The sequence below is a fragment of the Cohnella sp. LGH genome (assembly GCF_017671885.1).
Taxonomy (GTDB): Bacteria; Bacillota; Bacilli; order Paenibacillales; family Paenibacillaceae; genus Cohnella; species Cohnella phaseoli.
On the sequence record NZ_CP072117.1, the window covers coordinates 1954013 to 1973462 of the forward strand.

Below are 19450 nucleotides of genomic sequence, written 5' to 3' on the forward strand. Positions count from 1 at the left end.
AGAAAACACCTAAAAAAGGGGCTGATCCATAAGCAGAGTTGCTTATGGAACAACCCCTTTGCGGGGCCGCAACGGGTTGCGGCATTGCGACTGGTTATGCGTGCCTTGGATAGATCGCCTCGACCTCGTCCAGCTTACGCCGGGCTTTATCGATCCAAGCGCTCTCGATGTCGTCGTCCGGATCGACCGGCGCGGAGAACTGATTGATTAAGCCTCCGACCGTACCCGCCCTCGCGCTGTCGTCCAGCCCCTCGTTGTATACGTGCTTAAGCACGTAAGGACAGCCAAAGCGAATTTCCGTATCCATCGGTTCGGCTTCGCTGTCAAGCCGTCCTGCCGTGACTTCAAACGGCAGTCTAAGCCATACGAGATTCGCTTCGTCCAGCGCACAATCGAACGAGCCGTGATCATAATCCCAATTACCGCCCAAAGTGAAGCCCCGCTCGGACAGCAGTTGGCGCGAGACGCCGTAATCGTGAACTTGCGAGGTCAGAGAAGAATCGAGTTCGCGCATGCCGAGTTACCGCCTTTTTTTCTTACTAGGCTTCCCATGCGTTGCCCGATTATCCTTGTCGCGCTATGCTTCCTTGACCCAGCCTTTGCGATGCGCGAAAATCGCAAGCTGAGTGCGATCCTCGAGCTCGCATTTCATCAGCAAATTGCTGACGTGCGTCTTCACCGTCTTGATGCTGATGTGCAGCTCGTCGCCAATCTCCTTGTTGCTCAGACCTTCGGCAATAAGCAGCAGAACCTCTCGTTCGCGTTCGGTTAACCCTTCGACCTCCGTGCTCGCGGAACGCTTGCGCAGCCCTCGCGTCAAAGCCTGCGAGACGTCCCCGCTCATGACCGGCATATTTTTGACCGCGCCCTGCATCGCATAGATCAGCTCATCCGCCGATACCGTCTTCAGCACGTAGCTGACCGCCCCGGCCTCGATCGCTTCGACGACCTTCTCGTCTTCCAGGAAGCTGGTCAGAATAATGATCTTGAGCCCCGGATAACGCGCCAACAGCTCTCGCGTTGTCTCCACGCCGTTCATCTCGGGCATCATCAAATCCATCAACACAATTTGCGGCATCTGGCCGTCGAACCCGCCCTGCTCCAGCTTGGCGACTGCCTCCTTGCCTCCGCCCGCTTCGCCGATCACTTCGAATCTGGAATCGAGCATCAAATATGTCCGCAAGCCCATTCGAACCATCTCATGATCGTCGACGATCAGCACCTTCCACGTCGTTCCCGTCACTTCGCATTCGCTCCTTGTCCCATTTCTTCTCCGGTTATCTGCAGCTCGTCCGGCTCCGGAGCGAACTTCGGAACCCATACCCGAACTCTCGTGCCCGAGCCCGGCTTCGTTACAATTTCCGCGTCTCCGCCCAGCTTCTGCGCGCGCTCCCGCATCGTCGACAAGCCGTACCCGCCGGCTCTGACCTGGCCGCCCTTGAAGCCGAGCCCGTCATCCTCGACGGACAGCGAGATTTGCGCCCCCGTATCTCCAAGAAGCAAGCGGACGCTCTTCGCCTCCGCATGCTTGACGACATTGGCCATTGCCTCTTGAATGATAAGGAATAGTTGATGCTCCTTCGCTTCCGAGATGCGGTCGCCGATCTGGATGTCCAGCGTTCCCTGGAGTCCGTTCTGTCGGCAATAATCGGGGAACCAACGGTCCAGAGCTTCCTCCAACGTTCTGCCCTGAAGCTCCATCGGACGCAGCTGCGCAATCAAGCCCCGCATTTGTTTCTGCGCTGTCGAAGACATCGCGATCAACTGCTCCATCACCTGCTGCGCATGCTTCATGTCCCTTTCGATGAGCTTAGGCAGCGAGGAAGCCGACATGTGCAGCGCAAACAGCTGTTGACTGACCGTGTCGTGCAAATCTCTCGCCAGACGCTTTCTTTCCTCTAGCACGGCGTCCTCCGTAGAGATCATCTCTTCCAGCGCTTCCTTCTCCCCAAGCTGCTGCAGCAGCTTGATGCGCGATTCGAGCTGCCCCATCATGGCGTTGACCTCGCGGTAGACTCCGGAGAATGCATCTCCTTCCTCTTCCGGCAGTCGATACTTCCAGTTTCCGGCCGAAGCGTGCTTCATCGCGAGCTGCAGCTGATCGATTTTGCGCTGCATGCGCTGGCCGATCTGATACGTGACCGCCATCTGCAGCACGGCTAACGTCGCCATCCACGTCAACCACGTTTCCAGAGACGGCGCGGAATCCGTGAAAAAAATAACGCCGTAGTATAGGGCAAACATAAGCACAATCGTAGCAAGACCGGCATAAATCGACGAAGCCCATTTACTCGTGCGAACTTTTCTGACCATCGATTAACCTACCTTCGTGACGCGCACGTCGCCGATGAAGCTGCTGACGATCAGGATAACCCGTTTGTCCGCATCCTGGAAAAACGGCGTTTCCTCCGTGATCTGGTTAAACAGCCCGCCGCGCTTCTGTCCCAGCACTTTGACGTCGCCGATCAGACTGCTGGATACGACTTGAATGCCTACGCCAAGATCGTTAGGTACATATACCTTAACGTCGCCGATAAACGAAGAGACATATACGCGGGTTTCTCCGACCGGGATTTGCGCCTTCGTCAGGTCCAGCGTCGTATCTCCGATAAAATGGGAGATATTCATCGGACGCAGCTCCCAATAATCTTTGCCGAAGTGCGCATCTCCGATAAAGCGGCTGTGCGCGTTTTTGCCGGCGTGCTTCCAATCCCACCAATCCTTATCGTCGCCTCCGTTCTTCCAGCTGCCGTAAGGATCCGGATTGGGAGGCGGGGGCGAAGCATGCTTCCGATTGTTAAATCTGTAATCGTCCGAATGCTCGGCTTTCGGCTCTTTGCCAAGGTTGATTCCCGAGCGTCTCTCGAAGTCCTCCAGTTCGGGAGGCGCGGGAGGCGGACCCGGCGGCATAGGCGGAGTCGGGGCTTGAGGATCTATCGGATTCCAACCTTCGTGCTTCTGATGATGCGAGCGAGAATTCCGACACGATGGACGATTCCCTCTGAAAATCAAGCTTAGTCCGAACAAAATAATCGCCACCGGCCCTAGAATCCGGATAAAGTCGCCGAAGCCCCATTCCACCCACCCGAGATTTCTTCCGAGAAAATAGCAGCCGACAAGTACTGTAATCAAATTCCACCATACTTGCTGAAGCAGCATGCCTTGCAAGCCGAATACGATAAGCAGCAGCGGCCAATAGGTGCGGAACAAATCTCCGATATCCATTGAAATCAAGCCGACCTGGTTCAGTAAAAATACGACGCCTACGACGACGATGAGCGCTCCCCATAGCAGTCGATGAACGATTGATGAATTCATAGCCCTGTCCTCCAACCCGTTGCGGATGTTAATCTGTTGTATTCAGTATAGCGAAAAGCTCGGCCTGCACAACAGCGGCGCGGGTTGGAAGTTGACCTCGGTCTGCAGACCGAGAAGCCCATGAAGAGAAAAGGCCGCCCTAGGTCGTCTTTTTCGACACCCCTCCGGACAGCCTCTCTTTGTTCATGATGCCGCAATATCGATTCCGACGATTCCGACGATCGTTCCGTCGTCCCGGCACAGCGGCATGGACACCGTCAGGCACGGCTTTTTCGTAATTGCGGATAAGTATACTTCCGAGACGAACGTCTCTCCGTTCATCGCCCGCTTCCACCATTCTCGCCCTCGGGCGTTAAGCAGACCGGCCGCCGGCTCGGAGAATACGAACGATCCGTCGCTGCGGTTGGACCAGATCGCCTCCATGCCGGAGGAGCGCTCCAGCCATCCTCCCAACACGCTGCGGTGCGCCTCCTCCAACATAGACGCCAGTTCACGGTCGGAAACGATTGCGTGCAGCAGCTCGGTCCATCTATCCGTATCCGCTGCGCCCGATCCTTCCCAGACACGCCCGCCGGCGCTTTGAACCGCGTCTACAAGCTCGTCGGCCGACTCCTTCAGTTCCTTCGACACTCGCGCCAGATTGGCGATCTCCGCCCGCTGCCGTTCGTTCTGGGCCAGCGTCTCGTCGACGCTGCTGAGCGTAATGCCGACGGATTGCACAACCTCCTCCAGCATCGCGTTCGTGGCCGCCGTTCGCTCCGCCTGCTCGATCGCGAAATCCAGCGTCCTGCCGACACGTTCGTCCACGTTAAGGAAGGAGTTGAAGATAATGTCCATCCGCTCGCGGGTCCTGCCCATCTCCGCCAGTCCGAGCGAGACGGATCTCTTCTCTCCCTCCACCGAGCTGACGACCTGACGGATGCCCGCTTCGATGTTATGCACGATTCCCGTGGAATTTTTGATCGCTTGGGCGCTTTGCTCCGCCAGCTTGCGAATTTCCTGCGCAACGATGGAGAAGCCGCGCCCGTGCTCGCCGGCATGAGCCGCTTCAATCGCGGCGTTCAGCGCCAGCAGCGACGTTTGCGAGACAATTTCCTGTATCCACGCGTTGATCTCTCCGATTTTGGAGGCCTGAGCAATCAGAGCGTTTACCCGCTCCTCCATCGTGCCGTGATTGCGGGACAAGTCGTTCATCACCTCATCCGTATGCGTCAACGATCGGCATACTTCGACGACGACTTCCCTCGCCTTCTTGCTCTGTAAGCTTAGCTCCTCCGTTGCGCCGCGAATTTCCCGGGAGGAAGCCTCCACCTCCCCGAGCGATGAGAACGATTCTTCCAAGCGCAGCATCGCCGACTGGGCATGCTGACGCAACATCTGCTCCTGCTTCGCCGCCAAGTTGGCGATTCCGTCAAGCTGGCCCATGCTGGAGTCTACTTCCGATACTGCGGCCTGGAGCCGGTCGGCGATGACCACCGCCTCTTCAATCATCTTCCGAAGCGCTGCCGGATTAGCCGCGTCCGATACAGCCGCCTCGGGATCGGCCGCTCCCGCCTGCCCGAACCGACTCAAAATCCGCTTGTCCGCTTCTTTTCCGTCATCCTTTAACAACCAACGCCGCCAATCCCCCATCTCCCCATCCCTCCAAACCCAACTATCATAATATGTAAGAATACCTAACATTATATAAGGTTTATCGACAAAAAGGAAGGGACCTCGCGGCCCCTTCCCCATTAATACGAATTCAGCTTACTGCTTTTTTTAACGCTTGGATTGGTTTTTCTGAGCGGTTTTGACGTTGGCCGCCGCGTTATTGTCATTCAGCTCCGTAGCGAATTCTTCCTGATAGGCATTCGAATTGCCAGGCTTCTGCTTCTTGTTCTTGGCCACTTCTCCCTCACCTCCACACATAGCATGGACAGAGGGAGTTGTCTTTATGTGCAAGCTCTCTTTATGTATGCCCGCTCTCATCGTCCGCCTGCGTTCTCAGCCGGGCTTTGCCTCTATGAATACGGGCTTTGACCGTGCCGACAGGCAGATCCAAAGCGGCCGCAATTTCGGCGTCCTTCAGCCCGTAATAAAACTTGTAAAGCAGCAGCGTCCTCGTCGTCGGATCCAGCCGTCCAAGCAAATCGGACAGCTCCGTCATCGCTTCCGGCTCGAAGACGAACGTCGGGCTGACAAGCTCGTTTTCCAGCATATCGTAGTTGGCATCGTGCCGTCTTGCGCGATTGGCGTTAGAAGCGAGGTTGTAGGCGATCGCTTTGGCCCAAGGAACCAGCTTCTCTTTGTCCCTCAGCGTAGCGCTCTTCTCCAAAATGCGCACCCAAGCTTCCTGCACGACGTCCACCGCATCGCTTTTATGCCATAGCTTATGGCGTACGACCTTTAACATCTGAGAATACAGCTCAGTCAACATCTCATCTTCCGATTGAAACGCTTTCGGTAAACGAGAATCGCGGAGGAAGTCCATGTAACCAGCCACTCCTAAAAGGACGCTTTTATTAAAGTACTCCTATTCTATCATATACGCGATAAAAAGAGAATAATTCCCACAAAGTAGGAAATAAACGACAGGAATCGGTAACTCCAGCAGAAACGGACAGCCTTGCCTTTGAGAATGAGGTTGGCGGGCGGTGCATGAGGCGTCGTGTCCTATCCACTAACCTAACGCACCAAAAAAGGCCGTTCCCCAAGCAGTTCCGATTGTCCAGATCCACTCCGCAACAATCCCTGCTTGGAGAACCGCCCTACTCATCTACAATACCTTAGTCGACCCTTTTGGAGGCGATTTCGCCCGTAATGCGAGCAATGAAATCTTCCACCGCTTCTGCGCCCAAGTCGCCTTCGCCGCGGCGACGCACGGATACAGTGCCATTAGCGGATTCCTGTTCGCCGATAACAAGCATGTAAGGAATCTTCTCCAGCTGCGCCTCGCGAATTTTGTAGCCGAGCTTCTCGTTGCGCAAATCCGCTTCGACGCGAACGCCCGCAAGCAGAAGCTTCTCTTCCACCTGCTTCACGTAAGGCTCGTACACCGGGTTAACCGGGATGAGCTTCGCTTGAACCGGGCACAGCCATGTCGGCAGCGCGCCCGCGAAGTTTTCCAGCAGGAACGCGGTCATGCGCTCCATCGTGCTGATAATGCCGCGGTGAATAACGACCGGACGATGCTTCTTGCCGTCGTCGCCGACGTATTCCAATTGGAAGCGCTCCGGCAGCAGCACATCGAGCTGAGCGGTCGACAGCGTCTCTTCCTTGCCCAGCGCCGTCTTGATCTGCACGTCCAGCTTCGGACCGTAGAACGCCGCTTCTCCTTCCGCCTCGAAGAACGGCAAGCCGAGCTCTTCGACGACCTCTCGCAGCATACGCTGCGACGTCTCCCACATCTCGTCGTCCGGCCAGTATTTCTCGGTATCCTTAGGATCGCGATAGGACAGACGGAAGCGATACTCCTTGATGCCGAAGTCTTCGTACACTTGGCGAATCAGGTTGACGACGCGCGTAAATTCTTCCTTGATTTGATCCTGGCGGCAGAAAATGTGAGCGTCGTTCAACGTCATTGCGCGAACCCGGTGCAAGCCGGTCAGTGCGCCCGACATCTCGTAGCGGTGCATCGTGCCCAGCTCCGCGATCCGGATCGGCAGGTCGCGATAGCTCCTCATGTCGCTCTTATACACCATCATATGGTGCGGGCAGTTCATCGGACGGAGAACGAGCTCTTCGTTGTCCAGCTCCATTTTCGGAAACATATCTTCCTGGTAATGCTCCCAGTGTCCGGAAATTTTGTACAGCTCTACGTTGGCCAAAACAGGCGTGTAAACATGTGTGTAGCCCAGCTTTTCCTCCAAGTCGACGATATACCGCTCCAGCGTGCGGCGAACCTTCGCTCCATACGGAAGCCAGAGCGGCAAGCCTTGTCCGACCTCGCGGGAGAACGTAAACATTTTCAGCTCGCGGCCCAGCTTGCGGTGATCCCGCTTCTTCGCTTCCTCCAAGAAGTGCAGATGCTCGTCCAGCTCGGCCTTCTTGGCAAAGGCAGTGCCGTATATCCGCTGCAGCATTTTGTTTTTGCTGTCGCCGCGCCAGTAAGCGCCGGCAACGCTGAGCAGCTTAAACGACTTGATGCGTCCGGTGGACGGCAAGTGAGGGCCACGGCACAGGTCGAAAAATTCGCCCTGATCGTAGATCGTAATCGCAACGCCTTCCGGCAAATCGCGAATCAGCTCCAGCTTCAGCGGATCGTTGATCTCCTCGAAAATGCCGAGCGCTTCTTCGCGGCTCACTTCGCGCCGGGTGATCGGCAGGTTCTCCTTAACGATCTTCTCCATTTCCTTCTCGATCGCCGCCAGATCTTCCGGCGTAATCGACTGCTCCATGTCGATATCGTAATAGAAGCCGTCCTCGATGACCGGACCGATTCCCAGTTTAACCTTATCGCCTCCATAAATCCGCTTGATCGCTTGCGCGAGCAAGTGAGCCGTGCTGTGACGCATCACTTCCAGCCCTTCCGCATTGTCGAGCGTCAAGATTTCGAGCGCGACGTCACCGTCAATCGGCGTATTCAGGTCGACGACTTTGCCGTCCACCTTGCCGACTACCGCGACTTTACGCAAGCCGGGGCTGATCGATTGCGCCACCTCTTCGATCGTGACGCCCGCATCGTAGGTGCGCACGGCGCCGTCCGGCAATTTCACTTGTACTGACATTTCGAATGCCTCCTTCGTCTTGTGGGGAAACAAAAAAAGCACCTCGTCCCGAAAAGGGACGGGTGCTCTGTATGCGGCCCGTGGTTCCACCCTCCATCAACCGACATCGCTATGTCGATCCTCCGGCATGAAGCTAACGGTCATGACCCGGCAGGAAATACTGCAACGGCGGATTAAGCCGTTAAATTCCTTCCTGCAGCTCGAAAGGGGTATCTGTCAGTCGTTACGGAAGGAACTTGCAGCCTAAGGTTCCTCTCTCTGGACCGTCCGGTTCAGACAGCATTGTCTTTCTCATCGCTTTTGAATGTGGATTTCATACTGCTTATTATATCGATTGTGTCCGATATCCGTCAATATCCCGCAGCAACTAACAGCTCAGGCTCCCTTAATGAACCGGAAGGTCGGGATATAGCGACGCCCGATCTCCGAAAATGCCAATGATCGTACGAATGACTTGCGCTTCAGGTTCCGGCGTATGGATATATAGCTGACGTGGCGAAGCGACAAGCAGCCGACTAACCAGCAAGCTTTCCTCTTCCTCGGTCTCCTCCAAGCTTTCCTTCCCGCCCGAGTTCGACCGTCCCGGCGCTTCCGGCTCGGCTTCGTCGGCTTCTCCGAGCGGACGCAGCTCCTCATCGAGCAACCGGAAGGCATGCCCGCCGGAATGCAGAACGTGAACCGTCGGCGTTCTCGATTCCTGCCGCTCCACCATCGACTTAAGCAAGGCCATGAATTCCTGGTACTGACGCTCCATCATTCGCTCTTCAATTGCCGCTTCGGCCGCTTCCAGAACTTCGGCTCGGTAGTCGGAGAGGCGGAACCTCAGAAAGCCTTCCAGGTTCAAACGTTCATGCTCCGCCAAATACTGCGAAAACTTGTCAGCCAGCTTCTGCCGCCTGCGCTCCCTTCCACGGCCCATCCACCCGCTGTCCGCTTCCGGCTCGCCGTCCAGCAGCGCAACGGCTTCCGCAATCATTGCATCGAGCTCCATTGCATCGCTTAAGCTGAACTTGGATCGAAACAGCTTCCTAAGCAGCGACGGCTCTTGCTCCGACAGCGTATATTCCGCCAACACCTTTCCGACGCGGTCGCATGAATTCTTTTTTCCTTGCGGCCCCGGACCGATCGGGAACTGACAGCGAATCACGCCGTCTTCCTGGCTTAACTCCCATAACACGCTGTCCACCGGAGCGTCAGCATCTACGAACGTTCGGCTCAGCATGCCCGCCAGCCGTTCCAGCGAAGGAGGATCGCTTGCGTATGCCACGACGAACTTCATCTTTTTTTTCATTTCCCCGCCTCCACCCTTCCGACTCGTTACTTAACTATATGGTGGCCCAAAAAGGGATATACGATGGCAGGGCGTTTATGGTATATTTTATAAAGTTTGATCAAGAAAGGACGTCCCTATGTCTTTATCGTCGTTTTCCAATCGTCAGATACGTTGGAATCGGTTACTGCTGAAGGGCTGCTGGGTCGTGTTCCTGCTATCCATAGCCACTGAATTCCTTTATTTGCAAGTAACCGAACTGCCTGCCGCGCAATTCATCTCCTTATACATCGTCCGACCGGCGGCAATCATGGGAGTCATCCTGATCGCTGCGGAAATCAGCATTCGTTATTTTTCCAAGCATCACGATTACATCCTCATCACGACTGCCACTTTGTTAACCTATACCGTCACCTTCGTTCATTCTTCCTTGGAGTATCTCCTGTTTCTTCTGTTTTTTCCGATTTTGATCAGCATTTTTTATTTCCAGTACAAAAAGCTGGTGTACGCCATCTTGATTACCGGCGTCGCTTTTGCCGCACTGCTTGCGTTTAACGGCGAGATCGAGGAGCGCATGTCAAGCGCGGGAGTGCTGACGATGGCGATCATTTTGCTTGTATACAGCGGAATCGGATTCGGCATTCTTGCCAGAGGCAAAGAAATTTTGAGTCATTTGCGCAGCTCGTACGAATCGAATCAGGAGCTGCTTGTGCGCACGATAATGATGGACAAGCTGGCGAAGACGGACGCGCTTACCGACACCTACAACCACATGGCTTATCACGAATATACGGACTACCTTGTCGCACAGGCGGACAAAGAAGTGTTACAGCTGCATCTGGCCATTATGGATATCGACAATTTCAAGAAAATCAACGATACGTTCGGCCACAAAGCAGGGGACGTCGTATTGCGCAAAGTCGCTTCGATCGCCCGCTTGAAAACCGGAAGCAACGACTTCGTCGCCAGGTACGGCGGAGAAGAGTTCGTTATTTTGTTTACGGAGAAAAGCTTTCAGGAGGCGTTCGATCTGGTCGAGGATATTCGCAAGGAGATTGCCGCCTCGTCGCACGACACGTTGGACGGAAGCAATGTAACCGTCAGCATCGGGCTGAACGCCTACATTCCGGGAATGGGCAAGGAAGAACTGTTTAAGCTGGCGGATGCGGCTCTGTACGAGGCGAAACGCTCGGGCAAGAACCGCACCGTCATCGCCCAGCCTGAACAGACGCCGCAGCATCTTGCCGCAAGCGGAAGCTGTTGAGCGAAATAAAGGGCCGTTCCCGGGTCGCAAATCGCCCACGGAACGGCCCTTTATTTATGAATCAGTTCTGCATGACGTAATCCTTCTCGGCGGTCTCGCTTTCCCCGTACACCTTCAAAATCTCGTACTTCGTGTTGCGCTGAGCCGGAATTTTGCCGCTTTCGCGAATCAACTTAAGGATAAGTTCGATATTGACTTTATGCGTCGTGCCTGCGGCCGAGACGACATTCTCTTCGATCATCGTACTGCCGAAATCGTTGCAGCCGTACTGCAGCGACAGCTTGCCGATCTCCGGTCCCATCGTTACCCAAGACGACTGGAAGTTCTGGATATTGTCGAGAGCGATTCGGCTGATGGCCAGCGTCTTCAGATACTCCTCCGGCGTCGCCTTCTCGCGCTTCATGTTCGTGTTGTCGGGCTGGAAAGTCCACGGGATGAATGCCAGGAAGCCCGGGGACGGATAGCCGTTGTTCAAGCATTCGTCCTGCGCGTCGCGTACGCGCAGCAGATGCAGCGCCCGCTCCTCCATCGATTCGCCAAACCCGATGACCATCGTCGCCGTCGTGTTCATGCCGATTTTGTGCGCGGTCGTCATCACTTCCATCCAGTCTTTCCAAGAGCCCTTCAGACGGCTGATTTTCTTCCTCGTCCTATCGTCGAGAATTTCCGCGCCGCCGCCCGGCAGCGAGTCCAGGCCCGCCTCGTGAAGCTGTCTGACGACATCCTCGATCGGGATGTTGCCGGCCACGACTTGCATCTTGCGGATTTCCGCAGGGGAGAACGAGTGCATGGTGATGCTCGGGAAGCGCTGCTTGATGCCGCGCAGCAAGTCCAGATAATAGCTGAACGGCAAGTCGGGATTCGTCCCGCCCTGCATCAATATTTCGGTGCCGCCCACGTCGATCGTCTCCTGAATTTTCTGGAAGATCGCTTCGTCCGGCAGCACATAGCCTTCCTTGGAGCCCGGCGCCCTGTAGAACGCGCAAAAACGGCAATAAACGTCACACACGTTCGTGTAGTTGACGTTACGCCCCACGACAAACGTCGTGATCGGCTCCGGATGCTTGGCCAGCATAATCCGGTTAGCCGTATGCCCCATCTTTTCTATTTCATCGCTCTCGAACAAAGCAACAATATCTTCCTGTTGAAGACGTTTGCCCTGCAGAGCGCCTTCCAATATCCGATCCACTTGACTCATGTTCGGACCCTCCTCCTCGGTGGACTGCTGTCCTCTTCAAACCTTATCCCATCGTAACATAAAATCACCGCGGGAGTCACCTAAGAGGCGACAAGTCCGCGGCGATGTTGAATCCGATCTTTCGTTTCCTGAAACATCTGCCGTTCGTGCTCATGCAACAGTACGTTTGGTCGCGCGAAGTAATAGCCCTGCCCCATATCGACTTCGAGCTTGAACAGGATGTCGGCTTCCTCCTCGCGCTCGACTCCCTCCGCCACAATCTCGCAATTCATCTCTCGAGCGGCCATGACGATGGCTCGCAGTAGCGATTCCTTGATGGCGATCTGGTCGACATGCTTAATGACCGAACTATCGATCTTGATCAGCTCAGGAACGAGTTCTCCGATCCATTGCAGACTGGAATAGCCCGAACCGGCATCGTCCACCGCAAAGCGGAAGCCGTGCTGGCGGAACGATCCCAAAATGGCATTCATTGCTGTAAAATTTGTAATCTGGTGGCGCTCCGTAATTTCAAAAATCACCTGCCGAGCGCTGAGCGACGGACTCCGTTCCAAGCATTCAAGCACATGGGAGAGAAAAAGAGGATGCGACAGCGTCACTGCGGTTATGTTCAGAAACACCGGTTCCTTAATGCTGCGAGAAGCGATCTCGTCCAGCGCGCGCTTAACGACGAGAAATTCCAAACGGCTGAGAAGTCGGCTCTGCGTGGCGAAATTGAACAGCTCGTCCGGAAAATGCAGCAGAGATCCTTCCGGCCCCCGCGTCAGCATCTCCCATCCGAACACGTCTCCCGTCGTCAAATTCATAATTGGCTGCGCTAATACGGTAATCGTCCCGTTGTCCAGCACATGCTCCAGCTCGCTCCGCAGACTCTGCATCTGAGGCGTAATTGTCCCCGTTGCCAACGCCAACGCGGATTGATAGCTTTCCAGCAGCAAAATTTCGGTTGGGGCATCGGACGCGGGGGCGGCGGAAAACGGCACTGAAGCAGAAACGACGGTCAGCGTATTTCTCCATTCGGGGCGATGCCCCGCCAGACCGACCTCCAAGTCGGTACGCACTCCGTCGAGCAACAGCCGTAATTTCTCCGGCACGAAGCTGCTTTTCTCTTTGAAGTATCGGCTCTCGGTCAGCATAATGAGCTCGGTGTCGGAATACTGAACTAGCGCGATTACCTCTTGCTCCTCGAAACGGTTCATTGCGGAGATGCGAAGATGACGACGGGCGGCTTCCAGAAAGTTGGACCATTCGCCGCGGGAAATCTCCTGCTTAACAGGATAGCAATCCAGCTTGAACAACGTCAGATAGCAGTCCTTGCCTCGTCTGATTCTCTTGTTCAACAAGGAAACGGTTGGGCGGCGCAAGGTGAAGTCCGGCGGATAGAACCTAAGCAACCGGTCAGGCAGCAGCATGCGGCATGCCCATGAAAACCGGTCGATCATCTTCTGCATTCTCAAGTTCCATCATCCCTGTCTTGAAATAGATTGGAATATTATAACACAAAAGGAGCGAAGACGGTTAGATAAAACAAAGCAAAAAACCGCAGGAATCGACACATTTCCTGCGGTTTCCACTTTGTTAGGTACGGGTTGCGCTTTCTTCTCGAATCGCTTCGACAAACTTATCGAGCGCCTCGAGCAGCAAAGAGCGCGGACAGGCCAGATTCACCCGCAAGTAGCCGGCTCCTTGTTCGCCAAACACGGAGCCTTCGGTGAAGGCGACGCCCGCTTTGTCGAACATGAGCTGCTTCAGCTCCGAAGGCTTGTTCGAGATCGCCGTGCAGTCCATCCATACCATGTACGTACCTTCCGGCGACATCGCCTTCACTTGCGGCAAATGCTCCTTCACGTAAGCGAGCAGCGCGTCCCGATTGCCCTCCAAATAGACGAGCAATTGATCCAGCCATTCATCGCCGTGCGCATAGCTCGTCTCGGTCGCGGTCAGTCCGAAGTACGACTCCATGTGGATGGACAGCGTTTTGAGCGCCGCATTGTACTGACGGCGAACGTCCGCATTCGGGATGACGACAGCCGCCGCCTGCAACCCGGCGAGATTAAACGTTTTGCTTGGCGCGATGCAGGTAATGGAATGCTGCGCGCTCGCCTCCGACAAGGAAGCGTACGGCACGTGCTTATGGCCGGAGAAGACGAGATCGTGGTGAATTTCGTCCGCGACGACAAGCAGTCCGTGCTTCGCGCAAATTTCTGCGACCCGCTCCAGTTCCTTGCGCGTCCATACTCGTCCGCCGGGATTGTGCGGCGTGCACAGCAACAGCATTTTTGCCCCGGCCGCCGCCTGCTTCTCCAGCAGCTCGAAATCCATCTCATAGCGGTCATTGCGAAGGACTAGCGGATTGTTCACGACCTCTCGCCCGTTCATGCGAATGACGTCGTAGAACGGATAATAGACCGGCGATTGTAAAATGATTCCGTCCCCCGGCTGCGTAAACGTCTGCACCGCCACGCTCAGCGCCGGCACCACTCCCGGGCTGGAAGAGAGCCAATCCTGCTCGATCCGCCATCCATGGCGTCGCGACAGCCATCCGACAATGGCGTCGTAATAGCTTTGAGGCCGCATCGTGTAGCCGTAAATGCCATGCTCCGCTCGATGCTTGATCGCGTCCACGACTTCCTTCGGGGGCTCAAAATCCATATCCGCTACCCACAAAGGCAGAATATCGGGACGACCGAACAGCTTCTCCGATTGATCCCACTTGTAGGAGGCCGTTCCCGTCCGGTCGATGCGTCTGTCGAAATCGTATTTCATGCGTTTTCCTCCGATTCGTTTTACCCGTTGATTTCCCGCTCCGCAGCCTCGATTGCCTGCCGCAGATCCTCCAAAATATCGTCCCCATGCTCAAGTCCGACGGAAAACCGCAGCAACCGGTCGTCCACGCCGACCGCGCGACGGATTTCTTCCGGTATGTCCGCATGCGTCTGTACCGCCGGGTAGGTCATCAGAGACTCCGCGCCTCCCAGGCTTTCCGCAAATGCGATCAGCTTAATGTGGCGCAGGATCGGTTCAATCGTGCGGGCATCCTTCATTCGGAAGGAGAAGATGCCTGTATTACCGGAAGACTGGGCGTTCTGAATCTCATGTCCGGGGTGATCCGGCAGCGCCGGGTAGTATACCTCTTCCACGGAAGGGTGATCCTTAAGCCACTCAGCAATCTTCGTCGCGTTTGCCTGGTGCCGTTCCATCCGCAGCGCCAGCGTCTTCATGCCGCGCATCAACAACCAGGAGTCCTGGGGAGCAAGCACCGCGCCAATCGAGTTATGCAAGAACGCCACGTCCGCGGACAATTTCTCGCCCTTAGTTACGATGAGACCCGCAAGCACGTCGTTATGGCCGCCCAGGTATTTGGTTGCGCTGTGGACGACGATATCTGCGCCAAGCTCGATCGGCCGTTGGAAGAACGGCGTCAGCAGCGTATTGTCCACAATTGTGAGCAGGCCGCTACGCTTTGCCCAAGCCGCCACCTTGGCAATATCCGTAATCATCATCAGAGGGTTCGTCGGCGTCTCGATGAGCACCGCCTTCGTATTCGGCTTGCGATGCGATTCCAGGGCATCCAGATCATTCGTATCGATATAAGTCGCCGTCACGCCGAACCTGGACATCACCTGCTCCAGCAGACGGTAGGTTCCGCCGTATAGATCCAGCGATACGAGCAAATGGTCTCCGCTGCTGAACAAAGAGAAAACGATCTGCAGCGCGGCCATGCCCGAACTAGTCGCGAAGCCTGCGTCCCCGCCTTCCAGGTCGGCCGCCGCCGCTTCCAGCACAGCGCGCGTCGGGCTCTTCGAACGGGAATAGTCAAAGCCCGTGCTTTGCCCGAGGCGAGGATGCCGGAAGGCGGTGGAAGGATAGATCGGGAAGCTTACCGCTCCCGTCTGCGGATCGTTCTGCGACCCGATTTGGGCCAAGCGACTTTCAATTTTCATAATGATTCAAGCGCCTCCTAACGAATTGGTTTGCGACTTGGCTTTGCCTAGCTCATATGGCGTTGCTTGGTAAACGTAATAATTCAGCCAGTTGGAGAACAGCAGGTTGCCGTGCGCTCTCCAGGTGGATAGCGGGAACTTCGTCGGGTCGTCGTTCGGAAAATAGTTCTTCGGAACGTTAACCCGCAGTCCTTTGGCTTTGTCTCGATCATACTCCCACTTGAGCGATTGCGGATCGTACTCGGAATGGCCGGTCACGAAAATCTGTTTGCCGTCCGCTGACGCCGCGATGTAGACCCCGGCCTCCTCCGATTCCGACAAAATTTCCAGCCCCGGCGCTTTCTCCACGTCCTCCCTCAACACTTCGGTGTGGCGGGACTGAGGCGCATAGAACATTTCGTCGAAGCCCCGCAGCAGAGGCGTATTTGGTTTCGTCACTCCATGCGCGAAGACGCCGAACATTTTGTCCTGAAGCGGATATTTCGGAATGCCGAAGTGGTGATACAGCCCTGCCTGCGCTCCCCAGCAAATATGGAAGGTGGACGTCACGTTATCGACCGACCAATCCATAATTTCCTTCAGCTCTTCCCAGTAGTTCACTTCCTCGAACGGCAAGTGCTCGACAGGAGCGCCGGTAATAATCATCCCGTCATACTTCTCGTCTTTAATGTCTTCGAACGTTTTATAGAAGCTGGACAGATGCTCAGTGGACGTATTTTTGGATGTGTGCGTCTTCGGATGCAGCAATACCGCCTCCACTTGCAGCGGAGTATTTCCGATCAGGCGCAGCAGTTGGGTTTCCGTCGTTTCCTTGGTCGGCATCAAATTCAGGATCGCGATCCGCAGCGGGCGAATATCCTGATGATACGCGACGCTTTCATCCATGACGAAGATGTTTTCTTGTGCCAGCACTTCCTTGGCCGGCAAGTGGTCCGGTACTTTAATCGGCATATTCATTCCTCCTATTGGGCCGAATGTTGCATGTCGCCAAATAAAAAAACGACCCCAAATGAGTTCAGGGTCGTGTATCCGTCAATCGTACGCGCGCCCCTCTCATCTGTCAGAAACATACCGTTTCCGCAAGAATTAGCACCGTGCGTATAATAGCTACGCCGGTTGCCGGGCTTCATAGGGCTAGTCCCTCCGCCTGCTCTTGATAAGATGGCCATCATTATTTGGTTGTCGGGAAAACTACCCTTAATGTACCCGAAATCACGGGGACAGTCAAGGTGTCGTTTATGCGCGGACCGCCGTCTGCAAAGGCTTGATTTTCTCCTTGAAAGGTTTGGGGGGTGAGGATTATACTTATCACGTTAACCAACATTATCGACAAAGTCCACGCGACTGCAAAAAGGGGGGAGCCGGGCATGGAAGGCGATAAACCGAAGCCGGATGGAAGTCACATAAAAAATGCAGGATCGATTTCCGTCATTGGCAAGATAACGATGTCCGGCCTCTTCCGGATAATCTATATCGCTTAGGCGGAGTCGTCCTGCATGAACGGAAACGGACATGCAAAAGGAGCGATTCCCATGAAAATCAGACTTGTAAACAATGGCATATTTACGCCGATCGACAGCATTGAAGAAACATTGATTGCGCCGAAAAACGGATTTTACTGGATTGACGCGGACGTAGACGATCTGGTCGTCCTTCAGCCCCTGTTCGGGCTTCACGATCTGGCCGTCGAGGACTGCTTGACGGAAGAGGAACAGCGCCCCAAGCTGGAAATTTACGAAAACCAGTATTTTCTTGTGATCAACAGCATCCGCTTCGACGATGAGGAAATTTTCCTGCGGGCGGTGAACCTATTTCTCGGCCGTCACTATCTGATTACGGTTACCCGTCAGAAGATCAACGAAATCCGCAGCGTCAAGCCGATTCTATGGGAGCAGGAGGTCGATACGGCCGACCGCTTCATGTACCACCTCGTCGACCTTGTCGTCGACAATTACATTACGGTAGGCGACAGGATCGAAGCCCGCATCGAAAGCCTCGAAGAAGATATTCTCATGCATACGAAGAAATCCCATCTGACCGAGATCATTGGACTTCGAAGCGAGATTTTGTGGCTGAAGAAAGCGCTGGGACCGCAGCGTGATTTGATTGCCACACTCAACAAGAAGGATTTGCGCCTGATTGACAACGATTTGCAGAAATACTTTGGCGACATTCACGAGAACGCGGTCAAAATTTATGAAACGTTCGAGACTTACCGCGACCTGATGGGGAACTTACGAGAGGCTTACCAATCCAGTCTGGCGAGCCGCGCGAACGAAATTATGAGAGTGTTTACCGCTCTCACGACCATTTTCATGCCATTGACCTTTATTACCGGAATTTACGGAATGAACTTCGACTATATTCCCGGAATGCATTTCGCCTACGGTTCGGTTGTTCTGATCGTCTGTATGACCGTCATCGGCATTGGCATGTTTTACTTGTTCCGCAAGAAGGATTGGCTATGAAAGCGAGCCAACCCGCACCCGATCCGTCCGATAGGCGAACGATACGCCCTTAGAGCCGGCTTCCTTCATCCATACGAAGGGAAGCCGGCTTTGTTTATATTCGCGGATCAGACGGCTTGAACGACCGATCTGCGATGCCGGATTCGCATCATGCGCAGCTTCGCGTATTTCGTCTCCGCTTCATCGGCGGAGACGGAATCCCCATACATTTTGCGAAGCAGCGGCTTCAAATATTGATCTCCGAGCTCGCCGATGGCCGTTTCGAATTGCTGCGCTTCCTCTTCGGTCAACTCGCTGAGCTCCCGCTCCACGATCGGGAGCACATCGTATCCTTCCTCGTCCAGACGCTCAATTCGTTCAATGAGCGCCCGGCGCGAGCATTTTAGGTCGTCCCCTAATTGAACCAGCGTTTTACCGCCGCGTATTCCTTCAAGAAGAGAACGCTTCTCCCTGACAATCGCCAGCTTCTTGCTGTACTTCTCCTCCTGCTGCCGGAACATCCAGGACGCCAACTGCTCTGCAGTTACCGATCCCGGCACCCACTCGCTAAGCGGAAACGTATGCCGCCTCTCCATGCCCTGCAGCAGTTCGATGATCTCGCCGCCGTATCGTTCCGTCTTAACCTTCCCGAAGCCCGGAATCTCCCCCAACTCGTCCAGCGAATGGGGCAAATAAACGGCCAGCAGCTGCACTTCCCGGTTCGTCGCGATCAGATAGGCCGACTTCTTCTCTTCGACCGCTCTGGCTCTCCTCCAGGTCCGAAGCGTAGATACCACTTCTTCCGCATCTTGCGTATCCGCATAGCATTGCAGCAGCTGCGGCATAGCTTGACGACGTTCCCAGAACGGCACCTCCTCCAACATTCCGTCCAGAAGAGGCCTGAAGCCCAGCTTCATTTTGACAGCGACCCCATGACGGAACGCAGCCAGCAGCTCTTCCCAGCTCATGCCCTCGTACCACAGATCCTGCACCTCCGACGCCGCATCTTGAAGCGTCCGCCAGCCAACGCTCCAAATCCCCTGCAGTTCGCCGATGAACACCTGTGCGCGCTCATCCGCATGTCCCGTCACCCGCTCGAACTGATTCAAAAATACAACCTGCATTCCAATTCCTCCCCGGCCGCATCCGCGGCTTCATAATGTGCGTTCAACTGCAACGCCGGCCAGGGAAAAACAAAAAAAGCACCCCACGCCGGTTTGGCGATGAGGTGCTTCCTCAATCGTGCGAACATTGAACAACTTAAGATTATCAGAATTATCCAGGTTAGGCAAGACCTCTT

General features: G+C 55.1%; 17 protein-coding genes and 1 riboswitch. Of the genes, 2 read left to right on the top strand and 15 right to left on the bottom strand.

From position 1 onward, the window contains the following. Window positions 1-94 precede the first annotated feature (94 nt). The 9 genes from J4772_RS07860 to J4772_RS07895 all read right to left on the bottom strand — a co-directional run bounded on the left by J4772_RS07860 (window position 95) and on the right by J4772_RS07895 (window position 9318). Window positions 95-514: a YugN family protein gene (locus J4772_RS07860; RefSeq protein ID WP_209074791.1), complete on the bottom strand. Its 420-nt coding sequence runs from the start codon at window positions 512-514 to the stop codon at window positions 95-97. A gap of 63 nt (window positions 515-577) precedes the next feature. Next, window positions 578-1243: a response regulator gene (locus J4772_RS07865; protein WP_256442684.1), complete on the bottom strand. Its 666-nt coding sequence runs from the start codon at window positions 1241-1243 to the stop codon at window positions 578-580. Then, entirely contained in the window at window positions 1240-2313 is a 1074-nt protein-coding gene (locus J4772_RS07870) for a HAMP domain-containing sensor histidine kinase (RefSeq protein ID WP_209074793.1), read from the bottom strand. Before J4772_RS07870 ends, J4772_RS07865 begins: the two co-directional genes overlap by 4 nt. Window positions 2314-2316: 3 nt before the next feature. Continuing rightward, a complete protein-coding gene (gene liaF / locus J4772_RS07875) occupies window positions 2317-3318 on the bottom strand; it encodes a cell wall-active antibiotics response protein LiaF (protein ID WP_209074794.1) in 1002 nt (333 codons plus the stop codon). Window positions 3319-3501: 183 nt separating this feature from the next. Beyond that, the gene (locus J4772_RS07880) at window positions 3502-4950 is read right to left on the bottom strand and encodes a methyl-accepting chemotaxis protein (protein WP_209074795.1); all 1449 of its coding nucleotides are present in this window, start codon (window positions 4948-4950) and stop codon (window positions 3502-3504) included. A gap of 129 nt (window positions 4951-5079) precedes the next feature. After that, a complete protein-coding gene (locus J4772_RS37310) occupies window positions 5080-5208 on the bottom strand; it encodes a hypothetical protein (protein ID WP_256442685.1) in 129 nt (42 codons plus the stop codon). 61 nt (window positions 5209-5269) lie between these two features. Next, window positions 5270-5737 carry an RNA polymerase sigma factor gene (locus J4772_RS07885; RefSeq protein ID WP_246016634.1) on the bottom strand — a complete coding sequence of 156 codons (468 nt, stop codon included), beginning with the start codon at window positions 5735-5737 and terminating at the stop codon, window positions 5270-5272. A 349-nt stretch (window positions 5738-6086) separates the two neighbouring features. Next, window positions 6087-8027 carry a threonine--tRNA ligase gene (gene thrS, locus J4772_RS07890; protein WP_209074796.1) on the bottom strand — a complete coding sequence of 647 codons (1941 nt, stop codon included), beginning with the start codon at window positions 8025-8027 and terminating at the stop codon, window positions 6087-6089. Between the two features lie 385 nt (window positions 8028-8412). After that, window positions 8413-9318, bottom strand: coding sequence for a putative sporulation protein YtxC (locus J4772_RS07895; protein WP_209074797.1), 906 nt, complete (start codon window positions 9316-9318; stop codon window positions 8413-8415). Window positions 9319-9436: 118 nt separating this feature from the next. Here J4772_RS07895 and J4772_RS07900 point away from each other — a divergent pair, with 118 nt between their 5' ends. Beyond that, complete coding sequence (locus J4772_RS07900) at window positions 9437-10561, top strand: GGDEF domain-containing protein (protein ID WP_209074798.1); 1125 nt, start codon at window positions 9437-9439, stop codon at window positions 10559-10561. Between the two features lie 61 nt (window positions 10562-10622). Here J4772_RS07900 and mqnC read toward each other — a convergent pair whose 3' ends face one another. The 5 genes from mqnC to metA all read right to left on the bottom strand — a co-directional run bounded on the left by mqnC (window position 10623) and on the right by metA (window position 16654). Continuing rightward, the gene (gene mqnC, locus J4772_RS07905) at window positions 10623-11759 is read right to left on the bottom strand and encodes a cyclic dehypoxanthinyl futalosine synthase (protein WP_116062720.1); all 1137 of its coding nucleotides are present in this window, start codon (window positions 11757-11759) and stop codon (window positions 10623-10625) included. An 80-nt stretch (window positions 11760-11839) separates the two neighbouring features. Then, complete coding sequence (locus J4772_RS07910) at window positions 11840-13210, bottom strand: EAL domain-containing protein (protein WP_247741176.1); 1371 nt, start codon at window positions 13208-13210, stop codon at window positions 11840-11842. Window positions 13211-13337: 127 nt separating this feature from the next. Beyond that, the gene (locus tag J4772_RS07915) at window positions 13338-14525 is read right to left on the bottom strand and encodes a MalY/PatB family protein (RefSeq protein WP_209074800.1); all 1188 of its coding nucleotides are present in this window, start codon (window positions 14523-14525) and stop codon (window positions 13338-13340) included. A gap of 20 nt (window positions 14526-14545) precedes the next feature. Next, the gene (locus J4772_RS07920; protein ID WP_116062717.1) at window positions 14546-15703 is read right to left on the bottom strand and encodes a PLP-dependent transferase; all 1158 of its coding nucleotides are present in this window, start codon (window positions 15701-15703) and stop codon (window positions 14546-14548) included. A gap of 6 nt (window positions 15704-15709) precedes the next feature. Continuing rightward, window positions 15710-16654, bottom strand: a complete 945-nt coding sequence (gene metA / locus J4772_RS07925; RefSeq protein WP_116062716.1) for a homoserine O-acetyltransferase MetA — start codon at window positions 16652-16654, stop codon at window positions 15710-15712. A gap of 99 nt (window positions 16655-16753) precedes the next feature. Then, window positions 16754-16866, bottom strand: a riboswitch (SAM riboswitch). 369 nt (window positions 16867-17235) lie between these two features. Here metA and corA point away from each other — a divergent pair. Further along, entirely contained in the window at window positions 17236-18171 is a 936-nt protein-coding gene (gene corA, locus J4772_RS07930; RefSeq protein WP_116062779.1) for a magnesium/cobalt transporter CorA, read from the top strand. 107 nt (window positions 18172-18278) lie between these two features. On the opposite strand, the gene J4772_RS07935 is transcribed toward corA, so the two are convergent. After that, window positions 18279-19274 (bottom strand): HRDC domain-containing protein, encoded by a 996-nt coding sequence (locus J4772_RS07935; RefSeq protein WP_209074801.1) that lies wholly within the window; start codon window positions 19272-19274, stop codon window positions 18279-18281. Window positions 19275-19450 lie beyond the last annotated feature (176 nt).